This is a genomic window from Tenacibaculum sp. MAR_2010_89 (genome assembly GCF_900105985.1).
Classification (GTDB): Bacteria; Bacteroidota; Bacteroidia; order Flavobacteriales; family Flavobacteriaceae; genus Polaribacter; species Polaribacter halocynthiae.
Genome location: NZ_FNUB01000005.1, coordinates 1046695 through 1063361, shown reverse-complemented (window position 1 = coordinate 1063361; position 16667 = coordinate 1046695). Strand labels below are relative to the sequence as shown.

Below are 16667 nucleotides of genomic sequence, written 5' to 3'. Positions count from 1 at the left end.
AAGAATACATGTATTAACCAAATATTTTTGTAAATGAAAAAATTCAAAAGCCCACTTTCAATCTATGTAATTTGGCATCCCAAATTTAAAGAAGGTGCAAAATATGCTCAAAGTATTTATAAAACATATAGCGGAGATAATGATCATGCTACTCATGCTAAATATAATATTCCTGTAAATTTTAGAACATCTTCTTACAAGAATGAGATCTTTCTTAAAATACCTTATTCGGAATCAAATAGGAATGCATTAGTTATTTTAGTAGATCAATATATGTTTGATGATCCAAAATGGTCTTCGGAAATTAATACGCTACTTGAAAATAAACCTGCGAGTGCAAGAGTATTTCCTATTTCTTTTAGTGAATATTCATCCTATTTTAACGAAGAGCTCCTAAGTAGAATTCAATTTATTAAAACAGAGCAAAAAACTCCAACGATTGGAAATGATTTTAAGATAAATAATAAGATTATCAAATATAAATTATTAGAAAGTATATCTAAATTTATTTTCAAAATTGATGAACTAATTGATGCTGAAAAAAATAGCGATCCACCCATTAAGCTTTTCCTTTCTCATGCGAAAGCTGATGGGTTAGATTTAGCAAAAAAATTCAAGGATTATATTGATGAGAATACCAAATTAGATAAATTCTTTGACGCTAATAGTATTGCTGATGGGCATCTTTTTGAAGAAGAAATAAAAAAGAATATTAATTCTTCTGCATTTATTTTGTTCAATACAGATGAATATTCAAATCGAAAATGGTGTAGAAAGGAAGTTATAATTGCAAAAAGGTATCGTTGCCCAATTATTGCTGTTAATAATCTAAAAAAAGGAGAAAGAAGAAGTTTTCCTTATAGTGGAAACTTTCCCACAATAATATGGAATAATAATTTTGAAGAAATTATAAATTTAATTCTAGCTCAAGTAATTAGCGATAAATACAATGAATTGTATTTGAAAAGTATAGTTGACATGTACGAATTAAAAGAAGAATATAGCTGTATTATACTTCCTAAAGCTCCTGAACTTTTTAATTATATAGATATTGAAAATGTCAAGAAAGAAAATAAAAATGTTAAACCTTTTGTTGTTTTATATCCAGATCCTCCAATTGGAATCGAAGAGCTGAATCTTTTAAATGATGTAGATAATGATATTAAGTTTATAACACCGTTAATGCTTCCAACTTATATTCCTAGACAATGAAAAAAGAGAATAAAAAAAACATAACAAATAAAGACCTAGATAAATTTGTAGCACAAGAAATAAAAGAGGTAGCTAAAGAAAAAGAAATTCATCTTTTTAAAAACCTAAGCGTTGGTATTTCCATAAGTGATAGTTCAGAGATAGAGGAGTTGGGTTATTCTATTGAGCATCAAAGATCTCTTATTATTGAAATAACAAGATATTTGATTATTCATGGAAGTAAATTAATATATGGAGGAGATTTAAGAAATGGAGGGTATACTAGACTTTTTTCTGATTTAGTCTATCAATATAGACCTTCAAATGAAGCTAATAAAAAGTTTTATGTTAATTTTTTTAGTTTTCCTATTCACACAAAACTATTAGAAAGTGATAGATTAGATTTTAAAAGAAACCGAGTCGATATAATTAAAGTTCAACCTCCTAATAAATTGGATATAGATGAGTCAAAGTTTTATATCCCTAATACATTTGACAATCTTTTTATTTGGGCTGAAAGCCTAACTAAAATGAGATTAGAGATGACAAAGATGACCAATGCCAGAATTTTTACAGGAGGGTCAATGAGTAATTTTAAAGGAAAGTATCCTGGTTTACTCGAAGAAGCTTTACTTTCTTTGAAAAAAGATATTCCTGTATATTTTGTTGGTTTATTTGGAGGAATAACAAAAAGAATAATTGAAGGTATTCAAGGTAAAAATCCTAAAGAACTTACCCTTAAATGGCAATCAGAAACAAATAACTCTTATAGAGAATTTATGAGTTTTTACAATAATAAAGTTAATGATAGAAAAATAGATTACGATGATTGTATAGATTTTTTAAATAATTATTCATTAGAAAGGTTAAGTCAGAATAACGGTTTAACAATTGAGGAGAACAAACGTTTATTTACAACAACTCATACAACTGAAATTATATTTTTAATAATGAAAGGGTTGATGAAAAAAAACAAGTAAAAGATGGTTAAAAAATATTAGTTTTAATCGTTTTGATTATAATCAGCTGTAGTTTAGAGAAAAATTATAAAAGCAATAGAAAAGTCGCTTTTATTTATAAAAAGAAAATATTTGAGATTGAAGGTAAATACCTGACTGAAGATTTAAGTAATAAAGTTTATGTCTTATTTGATTCTATTAAAATAAATAAAAATGAAATTAAAAACTTAGTAGTAGAATTTCCTGATGAAATATATGGACAAGGCGATGGAAGGATTTATATTGAGGAGGGTGAAGATGAAGAGTTTTATGACGAGTATGGTTATTAACAAACAGTAATGAAACTATTAAGATCACAGAGGAGTATGTCAAAAATAATTTTCAAACATTTAAGTAACTAATAAAAGTTTTAATAGAATCTGACAAAATATTTTAAAGGTAAATCATTGTTATAATGAAGTTACAACTACTTTTATTGAAGTAATCAACAGTTAAATTAATTTCTCCTTTTTTTTTCACAGATCTCCCTTTCCCTAATCTTCTTCTCTAAAAGTTTCAAAATATAAATTAATCTTTTATGTTTTTCTTTTTTAGCTAAATAATATGTGTTTTTAATACTTTTAAAAGTAAAAAAAACAGCAAGTATTAATAGTAAATATATTATTGCATATACGTATACTACCCTATAATCTTGAATTAATTTAACTTTTTCAAAATACCATTGTAATATAGCTAAACCTAAAGGAACAAGTAAGATTGCAAATGTTGACTCTGACATATTAAAAACATTAGAAAATGTTTTTAAATCCTCTTTTAGTTCTTTTCTAATCTTCTTTACTTTTAGTCTATCAATATCTTTAAAGAAATCTGACAGGAGATAATCAGATTGAATTTCTCTAAAGATTAAATGTTTTTCTTTTTTATAACTTTTACCTGAAAGATATTTTTTATTGTATTTTTCTATCAACCAAGATGTTAGATACTCATCTATTAACGCATAAATGAAAATAGCTCCAGTGGTCACTAAAATAATTAGGTTTAAATAATTATTAATTTTGGTATAACTGGAAGGAAAAGGATTAAAAATAGCATTACCTAAAAAAAGGGTTAAAACAAATATAAGAACTAGAAATATAAGCTTAAACCCATTATTAAACGTAGCTTTAATTAACCAAGAACTTTTTTTTGGAATTAATTTCCTAAAAGTAACTTCTTTATCAAACAACAATAGTAATTCTTCTTTTTTTTTCATAAGATTTATTTTAGCCCCAGTAAATTTAAATAAAAGTACCTTATCTAAAGAAATAGTTACTCTATCTTTTTCAGGTGCTAACTAGGTTGATTTTTTTTGTAAAAACTAATCAAAAAAACCACTTTCTATTACTAGTAAAGCCTCCTCTCTTTTTTCAATCCTAACATACTTCAAAAACTCTCGCTCTGTTTTATGACCAGAAAAAAGCATAATATTTTGAATTGGTTTTTGATCGATATAATGATTTGTACAGAATGTTCTTCTTGCAGTATGTGTCTTGACTAAATCATACTTTGTAACTCCTTCATCGACCATTTTGAAATTGTCGTAAAGCACTATTAATACAGGTTTCTTATGACTGAAAATCTTGACAGCTCAATTATATACTAAATTTCTGTTTTACTTCCTACTTTTACCCTCATTTAAAAAATTACTAAGAAATATAAAGAATACTATTCTTCAACTAGTAATGTTTTTATAAAGAGGGGTATTAAATATATTTAAAACAGAAAACTACTTTAAAAACCAAAAGAATTCCTCCTACATCTGTTGATTTCTTTTAATTTATTACAAACTTCATTCAATTGATATAAATACCTATTACTAGGTATTTTATAACTTAGAAAGTTTATTTATTTTTAGAACACAATTAATCAACTAAATACGAATTGGCTTTAAATAGAAGGAATTTTATAAAAAACTCAGCTTTAGGTTCTCTAGGAGCGCTAAGCTCTATTAATTCAACATTTGCAAAATCCCTTTTCGAAAACCTTATAAATTTTGATTCATCTCAAAAACCAATTTTAATTGATTTAATTAGACAAAGTGATTTACTTCATTTAAAAATTCATTTGTATAATGTAAAGTTAAAGAACAAAAGGAAACTAATTGCTGAAAAAGGATTTTATATGTTTGTGCAATTACCTTCTCAACATATAGCTGAAGAACTTGTTACTAGTTTAGCAGATAAAGATGGTCAGCTTAAAAACAGAAAAAAATCTTTTTTATCTGGAAGTTCTTGGTTAGTTCTTAAAAATGTTGAAAACAAAAAAAGATTCAGAATTAATGAATCTTACATATTAGATTGGAAAAATAATTTTGAGCTAGTTACGTTAGATCATCTAAAAAATTCTAAAGGGCAGCTTTCAAGTCTTAATTTAAGAGAAAAAAGAGAATTATTATGTAACATAAAAGAACATTTTCAAGGTAATGAAGAAAAACTTAAAAACCTTCCTTTATCATATAAAAACGAAAATGATGAAATTCAATATTTTTCTACTTTCGAGGCACCTTATAAAATGTTTCTCTCTCCTATTAGTGAACCAAAACAAGGTTACAAATTTGAAAGACAAATTGGTGAATTTTCCTTTAGTTCTAATATAAATCTAAATCTATTAGAACATTCTAAAAAAGGTTCATCTTTTTATTCTTTAAATAATATTTGGGAGAATCAATTAAAGTTCCAATCTATTAATGGGAATAGTTATCCTCCACGTTTTAAAGTAGTAGATTATGAAAGTCAAAAAGCTATTGATAATGATGTTAAACATGAGGATGAATCTCACATAAAATTACTTCCTTACCCGTCTCATAGAAAAGAACTTAATGAATTAACGATGCTTCCTTATAGTAAAAGGGATGTTGTATCTAATTTTTTCAAAATTTCTGCTTTAGGAACATCAACTAAATTAAAATATAAAAATGAACAACCAATTGAAAATACAACTATCGTCAGTTGGGAACAACATATTAAATATGCGAGAGATAATTATGTCTCTGTTACGTTTAGGGCTATAGACGTTTTTACTGGGTTAAAGCTTTTAATTTCTACTGTTGCAGAAAGAAAGTTTAAAGAGGGTAAATCTTTTCTACTATTAAGGTATTATATTTCTTACCTAGAGTTTGAAAAGGAATTAATAAATTCTCAAATAATAGGTAAAACGAGTTTTGTTAAAATTAAGACGTTAACAAAAGGCGCATACTTTACACCTGTTAAACTTGGAGACTCTACATACCATGTCCAAAAAGAAGATTTAAATAAATTTTGCAATAAAAATATATCCTCTGATTTTAAATTAAAGAATGATTTAGAGTTCAAATATATTGGCGTAGACAAAAAAGGGAAAGAGCATATTTTTTATTCTAAAATGATTTTTATTTCTGCAGAATCCTACAATATTAAATCTGGAGAGTATGTTTTTAAATGCGATAAGAATACCGAGTTTAAATATGACACCAATAGTAATAAAGATATAGATATTCGTCACATTGGTAACTTGAATCCAAACTGTCAATTAATTAAAGGAAAACCAAATAGTAAATGTGATAATAAATATACTTATGAAGTAACAAGAAATTTCAATAGTAAAAACAATATTCAAAAATTATTAAAAGCTATAAGAAATAAAATAAATTCTCCTAATTTAAATTTAATTAATCACTACAGCATTAAAATTGACAATGAAATTACCTACGCAGATATAACGACACTTCAAACAGAGTTTGAGGGGGAATATTTAGTTAACCCAAAATCTAATAATGCTAGTTTTAAAACAAGAAACATATTTCTGTTTTCTGAAGCCCCTGAAAAAATTGTAATTGAAAAGGTGCCTGAAGATTACAAGGAATTAGATTGTGATGAAAATGACATTTCTTTAGACCCTTTTAGTGCAAAATACCCTTTAATTCCTTTTTTACACCATGCTGAGGTTGTTATCCCTCAAATAAGCCAAATTGAAGGAAAAGATGTTTATAGAAATGTTGCTTTAACAAAATCTTTTTGGGAAAGAAAAGATAATTCATCTTTTAATGATTTTGATATTAAATCTCAAAATAAATATCACCTCCTTTTTAAATTAATTAATTTAAAAAAAGGCTTACATGAAAACCCTCTTTCTATTGAAAACGAGCCTTTAAAAGGTTTTTTTTAGCACTAATTATAGAAATTCAGGTGGTGCTGTTAACCCAGGTATTACTATTAGTCATATTTCTGTATTAGACAATGGTATAACTTATAGTGAAAGTCATAATGAAAAATATAAAAACAGATTAGAAGAGTCTGCAAAAAAGGGAGGAAATGTTTCAATAGAATCTTCAATAGAAACAAACACAGTTTTTGAAGCATTAGAAGCAGAGATTTTTGGAATTAACTTACTAGACATTGTAGGTAAAGTATTAGGAATTGATGAACTACCCGCTTTTAATTTTATTAAAGACGCAGACAAAGCATTCGATAATATTAAAGACAAATTTGAAAGTTTAAAAAGTATTTATGACAAATGGACTGTTGAATATGAGAATCTTGAAAATGAGATTAAAAAAATAAAAGATGACATAAATAAAAGTAAATCTCTTATAAGTGATAATATTTCTAATGATTTTAAGAAAGTAAAAAAAGAACTTAAGGGACAAGTAAATAACATACTTAGACAAAATGATTTATTATCTAAATACGAAAGTGGTCTAGAACAAGTATACAATATTATCCAAGAGACAGACAAACTTGAGGAAATTGGCAATAACTTAAAAGAAAAGTTTATAAAAAGATTAGATGAAAATTTACTTAAAAACTTTAATAAAAATCTAGATGAAATAAAATTTACAGATTATTATCCAGTTTTTCCAACGTCTGATGAGAAAGAAAAGTTAGAGAAAAAATTAATCTTATTTAAAAACAATATAAAAGGCTTATTAAAAAGTTTTAAACCTGAGAAAGAATTAATAAATATCTTTTCTAGTTATATTTTTTACAGATTTTTATATGTAATTAGAAAATCAAATGACATAATTAAAAATTCAAATGAAGAAGAGAAGAAACTTATTGAAAAAAAATATAATTCAAAGCTTGTTTACGAACTATTTTTAGATGAATTAAGAGAGCTTAAGAAAGAAATAGCACTAGAATCAAGTGAGGAAACAAAAACCTTAAGTGATGTATGGAATAAGAATTATTTAGCTTTTATAACAGGAGTTGAAAAAGCATCTAAATATTTTAAAAAACTGAACCTTACTAATTATAAAAGATTAGAAAATGAAGTCTCTCTAAAGACAGAAAAAACACTTGATAAATACAGTACTATACTACAAAAAACTCTAGAGAAAAATTCTTCAGAAATAGATATATACTTTGAAAATATTAAAAAAATTGATGTTTATTTTAAAAAATATGAGTTTTATAAAAATTATTATGATTCTTTAAAAACAGACTTCTTAATTAATGACAATCAATTAAATAAAATTTCAGATGATTTGAAAGGTGCCTTATTAAGTGACTTAGATAAGATTTTAAAAGAAGTTGACGATAAGATTAAACCTAAAATAATAATTATTAAAAAAACTATTGAAAAAGAGAAAACAAATATTTTTAAAAAATTAGATCAATCTGATTTTTCAGAAAAATATAAAAGTGAAGTGAATAAAACTTTCAATAAGATAACCACTGGCATTTTAGCATATTACAAATTTGAACAACAAATTAATTTAGAATTAGAAAAGTTAAAGATTAATTTAGAAAATGAGAAAAATATATTAAAAGATAAAGAAGAGCAAATTAAAGGCTTCTTTGATCGAAAGAAAAAAGAATTAGATAATGAATATCAAAAACAAATAAAAGTTTTACAAAATGACCCAAGAAACCTTAAGGTTCAAAAATTTGTAAAAGAAATTAGAGAGTTTAAAGAAAAATTACAAGAGGCAACAACTCAAAAATTAAACTATCAGTTTAAAACAAAGAATTTTAATAATATTGACTTAGGTATAATTTCTTTTGTTCCTACTAGAGATACTGAGCTATCAGTAAATGTTAATTATTCACTTGAATTCAATATTCCTTCTTTAGGTGCTTCTCCTGTATTATCAAAGCAATCATTTTTAACAGATACAACTTTTGTAGATTTTCAAATAGGTTTTTTGAAATTAATCTATGTAGATTTTGAAAAAATTAGGTTTATTTCTGGTTCCGATGTAAAAGATGATTTTCAAGTAAAAATTAGAGATGTTCAATTTGCAGGTTGTTTAAGTTTTGTTTCAGCAATTCAAGAGTATTTAAACGGCATAAGCAACAACCTTATATTTGAGGTAAACTCTTCTGGTGCAATGGTAAATTATATTTTACCTCCATTTACAATTGATGCTGCACCGTTTAAATTTTTCAACATTTCTTTTTCAGCTCTTTTAACTCTCCCTTTTGACCCAAATAAATCTTTACAATTACAATTCGGTTTAGGGTCTCCATTAAATAAATTTGGATTGATTTATTTAGCTTTTGGAGGGCAAGGTTATTTCAACATAATTGTAGAGCCAAAGCAAGGTATTGTAGGGTTAATAGTTGTTCTAGAATTTGGAGCTATTTATCAAGCTGATATTGGAGGTGTAGCAAAAGGGGTTGCTTATTTAGTTGGTGGTATTTACATTAAGCGTTATTATGGTAACTATCAAATAAAAGCCTATATATTATGTGTTGGTAAGTTTAGCATTTTAGGAATTTTTTCAGCTTCAGCTTCATTTTATTTAGGATTAGAAGGTGACGGAAATCGTTTAGACGGGGTTTGTATAATTACTTTTAAGAAAAGGTTTTCCAGTTTCTTTACTTTAAAAGTTAAAGCTAGAATGAAAAAAACCATATATGGAGCTAAAGAAAAAAGTGATAGCGCAGAACAACTAAAACAAACTCTTAGAATTCATAAGCTTGAATATATTGACTCAAACATTTTTGAAGAAAGATTGTCGAATGAAGCAATCTATATCTCAGTATCATCTAATAAAGATTCTAAAGGTGATGAGTATTTGTTCAAGGATTTTAAACTTATAAGTAACGAAAAAAATAAGTCCAATTCTAAAGTAATTACGTATAAATACAATCAGCCTTCAAAAAACTTTAAATTAAACTCCATAATTGTTGGAGGTAAAGAAGTTTCTTGTGAGAAGTCAGAAGAGGAATTCATAGTAAAAGATAAAGAACAAAGAGATATAGAATATTTTAAATCTATTTTTTAGTGTTATGAAGTTAGAAAAAATCATTGAAAGTCATTTAGATTTTAAACCAATTGCTTATCCTCATGGAGTAGAAGTTGTCGGAGATAAAGTATATGCAATTTTTAAATGCTTTATGGCAGTAGGTATTTCAACATCTCCTGGCACAGGTTTTGAAAAGATTGACTTTGGAGGAAGAACGTTTAAAAATTTCAATGATTTGAGTTCTAATTCTAAGAATCCTATTTTTATTAAAGATTTTTATACTAGAATTTTAGACACAATAAAAAGTAAGTTAAATGACACTTCAATCAACATTATAAATAATAAAGATAAATCATTTCCATTAATTGGATCTAAACCTTATTTATATGATAATGAAATTCGTAACTTAAGAACAAGAGGTTCAAATAATTTCACAAGAGTCCAACAATTTAATTTTCAAAGTAGAACAACAGATACTTTCGGGTATGATAGTTTTTCAATTGAAAATGATGATATATTTGATAAAATAAAAAATATTGAGGAGGAAGATTATGATAAAATTTTAAATGAAGGTAAAAAACATGCTGAAGACAATAACAATAATAATTCTTCTAGGTTTAGAAATTATGACAAACAAATTAAGTTTACAACTTTTTATAACAAGCTACTTGAAGAACCTACTTTGGCAGAGAAAAAATATGGTATTATAAAAACTTTTAAATTATGTCTCGATGATTTTAATGATTTTGATAATAAAGGGGTTTCCCTCTATAAATTCTCTTACTCAATTAAAACTTCTAAAATATATCAAGATGAATTTAAAGTAGAAAATCCTTATCCATATAAATTATGGAAAACAAAAGATGATAAATTTTATAATGGTCTAAGTAAAATTGGTTTATCTTCATTCAGACGTTATTCTGATTTTGATAGTGGAAGTGAAAGTGAAAGTGAACGTCAAAGGATTGAAGTTACTTTTTATGATAAATATAAAGCAAAGTTGTCTGATAATGAGAGTGAAAATGATGGTATATATGTTAATGTTAAATATAAAAAAGACCAGAATCAGAATAATAAAATAATAAACCCTTTTATTATTAACAACATTTTTGGATTTAATGTTCTTTTAAAAGAATATAAAAAAGATGGAGATTTAATAAGAAGTAATGATAGTGTATTTAAAAGTTTAAGTATGGTTAAGAAGGAGTATTTTGATAGTAATAATAAAATTATTGAAAATACCTCAATCATTACTTCAGACTATTTGTTGCCAAATACAACTATCACAACAGGTGAAGATAATGAATATTTACCATCCTTACTTTTTTCTTGGAAAGGAGAAAACTTAGGATTAAATAGGGTTACAAAAAAATCTATAGAAAGTAAAGTTGATGCTTTTGATGAAGCACCTACTACTGAGTTTAATGACGACAATGCCTTACAATGTTTAATAAATGATAATTTTATAGTAAAAGAATCTTTTGTTAAAAGTAATAATCCTCAATTAATATGTGGAATCGAATATATCTTTTATTTAAGATCTGTAACACCTTTCAATTATTTTTTGGAAACTAAAGAAGAATGGAAATTAAGAAATCAATCCAAAGTGTTCCCTAAACAGATTCTATCTTATGAAGATTATAAATCGGAAGTTTTTGATAAAAGTTTCTTAATCAAAGAATACCCATACAAGAATGTTGGATCTCCAATTATTATTTCTAAAGAGAATTATGAAAACGAAAACACTTCTTTTGTAGATAGTAAAAATGCTATGATTGTTAATTTTTTAGAGCATGAAAATAGTGAAAAACGATATTTATATCCACCAAGAATTACATGGGAAAAATTTAAACAACTTGGTTTTTTAAGTAAAGAAAAAATCAATACTAATGATATTAATCAATTTATTAAAAGATGTATCGAATTAGAGAAAAGATCTCTTAAAGAAATAAGGAAATACCAAAGTCTTGACAAAAAAATATACTACTTAGCAGATCCAAGAATAAAAGAAGTTAAAGTTTCTCCTAACGATTTGTTTACAGCTCAGTATTTTCATTTCAATAAAGAAAACATTATAACAAATAAAAAAACTGCTATTTTCTCATTACAAGAAACTTATCCCTATTATAATAAAGCTAAAGGGGTGAAAATTGAAGCTAAAAAAACAGGTAAAACAAATAGTTTTGCTATAGATAATAAAACTATTATTGAAAAAATTCCTTTGGGTGCTTTTTCTATTTTGCTTGCCTCTAACACTTGGGGTATAGGAAAAATAGGAGAACCATTAAACTTTGCTTTTATTGATAAGCCGTCTTTACCTGAGTATACAGATCAATTCTTAATAGATTTTGATAAGTTAAATAAAATTGTATCAAGGTTTACTTCCAATAATCAAAATAAATGGAGGTTAGAATATTTTTTAAAGGACGCAAACAATTACGCTACCAAAAGTATAAAGTATTATGAAGAAACAGAAACTTTGAATCTAGACAATGGAAATTTAAGTGATTTAAGAAGTAATTACAGTAAAAACGATTTATTAAAAAATGAATACCCAGTAGACTTTTTTGTTCAAAAAGAAGGTAGTTTACATGAGAATCTCCAAACAAAATCGTATCCCAAAATAATAAAATTAAGAATTCGGTTATATGACAGATTATTAAAAATAAAAAAGAACAATAGAGATAGATGGTATGTTTTAAAAAATAATGATTCTGGTATTCGCATAACTCATTACGGAACTTACTTTAACACAACGAAATACGCAATAGAAAAAGGTTTTGAATCAAAAAAAGAAATGGACAAATACCTGAAAAACAAAAGTATTGGTCAAGAAATTTTTAGAATAAAACTTAATGAAAAAGATGTCTTAATAATTAAAATAAATAATGACGAAGATAACTTTGAGCTTTGGTACAATTCATTTGTATCAAAGTTTAAAGTTGAAAAATATTATAGCCAACAAGATGATGTTTATAAAGAAAATCATGTTTTTAGAGTTTTGAATATGGATATTATTTACGACACTAAACTAGATAAATATAAATTATATCATAAAGATTTTATTTTTGAGGATTGTAAAGAAAAACAAAAAACTTTATGTGAATGTTGTGTCCTAAATGAATTAATAAATCCAGAAATAAGCATTATGGATATTATCATTCCCAAAAAAATAAAATTTTACAGGGATCCTAATGATAATATAGAAGTAAATGGTTTAGAATTTTTAAGTCAATCTTATAATGCAAATAAAATTCACCTAATCAGAGAACCTAATGAAATAATTATAAAAGATGAAGGTCACCCTTTTTATAGAAAAAAAAGAATTAAACTTTTTGCTTCTTCTGCCTTTCAAGGTTATTTTCCTAATAAAACTTTTGAAAGTGAAATTGGAACTCAAGGCAAAAACATACTAGATTTAATAGTTCCTAATAACACGATTCCAGAAGTTCCTGAATTAGAAACAGATTTATTATTATACACTATTCAAAATAATAGTAAAGGAGGTAAGATTTCAAATGAAAGGCAGTTTCTTATAAGAATTTTGTTCAATCAAAATTTTATGAGAGAAGGAGTTAAAAATAAATTTGCGTTAATTATTGGTAAGTATAAAGATGCTAACTTTAAAGAATTGTTTGAAGAAAATTCAGGAGATGTCTCTTTGTTAGGAGAAGACATTACTAAACTAATCAATGAAGGAGGGAAATTATCTGAAAACAGAATAGATGAATTCTTAAATTATGGTACAGAAAAAGATAATAAGGGTAATACTTTAAAAAAAGAGTTTAAAAAATACATTAACACAAACAACATTAACTCACAAGGTAAAATTGATGAACTTCTTTCATTAGGAATTAAAAATATAAAAATTGGAGAAAGTTTTTATAAAATCTTAGTTTGCCAACCATATTATAATACTGATTTAAAGATGTTTCAAATAGTATTATCAATCAATAGTTCTAAGTTTAGAAAAGTTAATCTTGAAGCATTCTTTGTTAAGTTAATGGGTTTTAAAATTGCTTATGGTAAAAAAAGTGATATTGAATTTAAGAATAAATATTTTGAAATATTAAAAGAAAAAAATTCAATAATATCTAAAATAACAAAACCAGAAATATTACCTGTTTATAGTACAAAGAAGTTCGTTTTAAATAAGAATAGAAATACTATAATTATTACTAATGAGCATTTTAGAAAAGGAGAAAAAAAAGTATACTTATGTTGTAAATTTAAGCATCGAGTTAAAAATATGTTTTTTAATGAAAAACTATTACAAGATTCAGAAACTTTAAATTTTAACAGCAATAAAAATTATAAAATTAAAAACGATAATTTTAAAGAGATTGTTATACTAGAGTTTGAGCAACATGACAACTTCGATAGAAAAAACATCGACTCCTCTCAACTCCCTATAAAAGGCTTAAGATTAATCAATTATATAAAATTTAAAATTTAGAAAACATGAAAAAAACACTTTTATTTTTAATAGCTTTAGTATTTATCTTTAGTTGTAAAAAAGAGACTAAATTAAATGATCCAAACGAAAAAAATTGGTATGTATTTAAACACAAAACTAGAGGAACTTGTCCTGATGTACATTGGGGTAAAAAAATATCAGGAGCTAATAATTATAAACTTATTTGTGGTCCTTTAACAAAAAAGGAAGCAGAAAAATGCTGGAATGAAAAATGTGATTCAAAGAAAGCAGAAATAGCTACAGATAAATGCCCTTCATTGTTATATTCGGACAACTTTCAGGCTATTTTTATTAGGGAAACTAATTGTGGCTCATTAAAAGATGTGCACTTTGTTTTTCGATATAATGGATCATGCACGGAAACTAAAGCTATGGTAAATATGGAAAAATACATAGTAACTGATTCTCTTGAGATATGTAAAGATGACTCTTCCAAAAGGATTTATACTTATAAGAAAAAAGAAGATTAATTTAAAATAGAAAACTGTTTAGTCAATACTGCACAGTTCAGTATTTAAATTTTCAAAAATAGATAATATGATTGATGTTAAATTTACAATAGACAGAATAGAAGGTGGGATAGCATATGGTTATTTAACTTGGAACAATAAAGGACTTAATTCCTTAGCTTTAAGTGGCCCCCATGGAAATGGAGATTTACCAGATGGTTTGTATAAATTTAGAAAATATGATTTAAATGAACGCTCACCAAATAATCATGCCTATTGTGATTCATTAAACAAATGCTGGTTTCAGTTTTTGCAACCACAGTTTTCCACTAATCGAACAGAACTTGGGGTACATCCAGATGGTAATACACTAGGTACTTTGGGTTGCATTGGACTATTAGATAGTGACACTTCTCCTTGGCACCAAGCTTTTTCAGAAACAACCGAAGGCTTTTTAGAAGTTCATACAATTACTATTTAGATAAAGAATTAAACAAAATCGGAAATATTTTAAGAAAATACTTTCATTAAAACATATTAAAATGATTGGTTTTAAGTGTTTCGTATTTTGTTAAGAAAAGCTTTAGTTTTAATCGAGTAATTAAATATAGTTTATAAGACTTAAAACTTATAATATCATGGTATTGATATAAATCTAAATAAAAAACTATCTTTTGAAGATTACTTATAGACTTTTAAAACTGTCATAGGTTTAATATTATTAACCTATAATTATTTAAAGTAGAATATCAATTTAGGATATAGAGAAGTTAAAAAACTTTATTCGGTCTTTAACTTTAGCAAAAGGAACAGAATACTAAACAAGTTAAAACATCTTTGATAGTAAGAAATTTTGTTTTAAACTATCAAAGATGTAATTAAAATCAATCAAAAAAACCACTTTCTATTACAAGTAAAGCCTCCTCTCTTTTTTCAATCCTAACATACTTCAAAAATTCTCGTTCAGTTTTATGACCAGAAAAAAGCATAATATTTTGAATTGGTTTTTGATCTATATAATGATTTGTACAGAATGTTCTTCTTGCAGTATGTGTCTTGACTAAATCATACTTTGGAACTACTTTTTTCACTAATTGACCTCCTTTTGTATAAGAAACTGTTATTAAATCTTTAAAACCTATTTTTTTACAAGCCAATTTTATATTTTCTCTTAATTTTGATTCACTTAATTTTGGCGGAAACTTCCCATTATACCTATTCATTATCTCTTTAATTTTAGACGTAATTGGAATATGTATAATTGTATCAGTTTTTTTCTGACGCACCTTAATAAATTTATGACCATCAATAATTTCAATATTTTCATCAGTTAAACCATTGTAATCACTAACTCTTTGACCAGTAAGGCAACCTATTAAAAAAATATCCCTTGCTAATTCTATTTTTGATCTCAAACTAAAATCTTCTTTAGCTAGAATTCCCACTTCTGATTTCGTGAGAAAAATATCTGTTGTAGTTTCTTTTAACACCTTAAAACTTCTACTTTTAAAAATTGCATTATCAGTAATTCCATTAGTTAAAGCATCATTAAGAAAAACTTTCAGGTTCTTGATGTGCTTACCAACACTATTTAAACTATAACCCTCTTTTTCTAAAAACTGAACAAAACTCCTGTAAAAAGACAAGTCAATATCATCAAACTGTAACAAATACCCTTTTGATTTCTCATACTTTTCTAACATTTTAATTGTTTGATTACAAGATCTTATTGTTCCAATTTTAATTTGACTCTTCTTTTGCTCTAACACTTTTTTAGAATAATAAATCAAATCTTTATTTCTCTCTTCATCCCTATCTATTTCACCTCCTCCTTTTATCCTTTTCTCTATTAAAGATGATAACATTTTTACATCTATAGAACCATTCTCCTTTTTCATTTTAGTGAGCTCCCCTTCTGCATAAGATTGAATATTACCTATAAATGAGTTAACTTCATATGCATTAGTAACCATTCCTTTGCCTGTTTTAACTCTTTGCTTAGTTACATCCCAATTCTTCAAGTTACATTTATAACCAATACTTCTTTTAAAGCGTCTTCCCTTAGAAGAAAAATGCAACATAATTAAACTCTCTTTTTTAGGAGTTAATTCTAAACTTTTAATTGAATCTTTTAAACTAAATCTAATTACACCATGTGTGCTTTGTAATACTAAACTGCTCATTGCTTTTATTTTAAATTATGTTTAAAACAAAGCGAATTATGTACCAAACTAGGGTGCTTGAGAGGGTGTTTTTAGTTTGAATAATTCTGAATTATTTTAAATCTTATTTAATGACAGAGCATTAATATTTACTGACACTACCGACAATCCAGCGATTGTCATTAAATGTGTTTTAGAATGATTCACAAACTAAGTACTCGT

12 protein-coding genes are annotated in these 16667 nt (G+C 25.8%); 8 read left to right on the top strand and 4 right to left on the bottom strand.

Annotation, left to right across the window (positions count from 1 at the left end; all coding sequences use genetic code 11):
• Positions 1 to 33 precede the first annotated feature (33 nt).
• From BLV71_RS08235 to BLV71_RS08225, 3 genes are read left to right on the top strand one after another with little or no spacing between them, the layout of a single operon-like run.
• A complete protein-coding gene (locus tag BLV71_RS08235) occupies positions 34 to 1212 on the top strand; it encodes a toll/interleukin-1 receptor domain-containing protein (protein WP_093870085.1) in 1179 nt (392 codons plus the stop codon).
• Positions 1209 to 2171, top strand: coding sequence for a hypothetical protein (locus BLV71_RS08230; protein ID WP_093870084.1), 963 nt, complete (start codon positions 1209 to 1211; stop codon positions 2169 to 2171). The genes BLV71_RS08235 and BLV71_RS08230 overlap by 4 nt, the downstream gene beginning before the upstream one ends.
• 32 nt (positions 2172 to 2203) lie before the next feature.
• Entirely contained in the window at positions 2204 to 2479 is a 276-nt protein-coding gene (locus tag BLV71_RS08225) for a hypothetical protein (protein WP_093870083.1), read from the top strand.
• A gap of 167 nt (positions 2480 to 2646) precedes the next feature.
• On the opposite strand, the gene BLV71_RS08220 is transcribed toward BLV71_RS08225, so the two are convergent.
• Both BLV71_RS08220 and BLV71_RS08215 read right to left on the bottom strand, forming a co-directional pair.
• Entirely contained in the window at positions 2647 to 3402 is a 756-nt protein-coding gene (locus BLV71_RS08220) for a hypothetical protein (protein ID WP_093870082.1), read from the bottom strand.
• A 105-nt stretch (positions 3403 to 3507) separates the two neighbouring features.
• A complete protein-coding gene (locus BLV71_RS08215) occupies positions 3508 to 3717 on the bottom strand; it encodes a site-specific integrase (protein ID WP_093870081.1) in 210 nt (69 codons plus the stop codon).
• A gap of 353 nt (positions 3718 to 4070) precedes the next feature.
• Between BLV71_RS08215 and BLV71_RS08210 the strand changes: the two genes are divergently transcribed.
• Positions 4071 to 6332, top strand: a complete 2262-nt coding sequence (locus BLV71_RS08210) for a hypothetical protein (RefSeq protein WP_093870080.1) — start codon at positions 4071 to 4073, stop codon at positions 6330 to 6332.
• 93 nt (positions 6333 to 6425) lie between these two features.
• Here BLV71_RS08210 and BLV71_RS08205 read toward each other — a convergent pair whose 3' ends face one another.
• Positions 6426 to 6650: a hypothetical protein gene (locus tag BLV71_RS08205; protein ID WP_093870079.1), complete on the bottom strand. Its 225-nt coding sequence runs from the start codon at positions 6648 to 6650 to the stop codon at positions 6426 to 6428.
• Positions 6651 to 7650: 1000 nt separating this feature from the next.
• On the opposite strand from BLV71_RS08205, the gene BLV71_RS08200 reads away from it, so the two are divergent.
• The 4 genes from BLV71_RS08200 to BLV71_RS08185 all read left to right on the top strand — a co-directional run bounded on the left by BLV71_RS08200 (position 7651) and on the right by BLV71_RS08185 (position 14764).
• Entirely contained in the window at positions 7651 to 9396 is a 1746-nt protein-coding gene (locus BLV71_RS08200; RefSeq protein ID WP_093870078.1) for a hypothetical protein, read from the top strand.
• Between the two features lie 4 nt (positions 9397 to 9400).
• The gene (locus tag BLV71_RS08195) at positions 9401 to 13813 is read left to right on the top strand and encodes a hypothetical protein (protein WP_093870077.1); all 4413 of its coding nucleotides are present in this window, start codon (positions 9401 to 9403) and stop codon (positions 13811 to 13813) included.
• 5 nt (positions 13814 to 13818) lie between these two features.
• Complete coding sequence (locus BLV71_RS08190) at positions 13819 to 14304, top strand: hypothetical protein (RefSeq protein ID WP_093870076.1); 486 nt, start codon at positions 13819 to 13821, stop codon at positions 14302 to 14304.
• Between the two features lie 67 nt (positions 14305 to 14371).
• Positions 14372 to 14764 carry a hypothetical protein gene (locus BLV71_RS08185; RefSeq protein WP_093870075.1) on the top strand — a complete coding sequence of 131 codons (393 nt, stop codon included), beginning with the start codon at positions 14372 to 14374 and terminating at the stop codon, positions 14762 to 14764.
• Between the two features lie 403 nt (positions 14765 to 15167).
• Here the strand turns inward: BLV71_RS08185 and BLV71_RS08180 are convergent, their stop codons facing one another.
• Entirely contained in the window at positions 15168 to 16466 is a 1299-nt protein-coding gene (locus BLV71_RS08180; RefSeq protein ID WP_093870074.1) for a site-specific integrase, read from the bottom strand.
• Positions 16467 to 16667 lie beyond the last annotated feature (201 nt).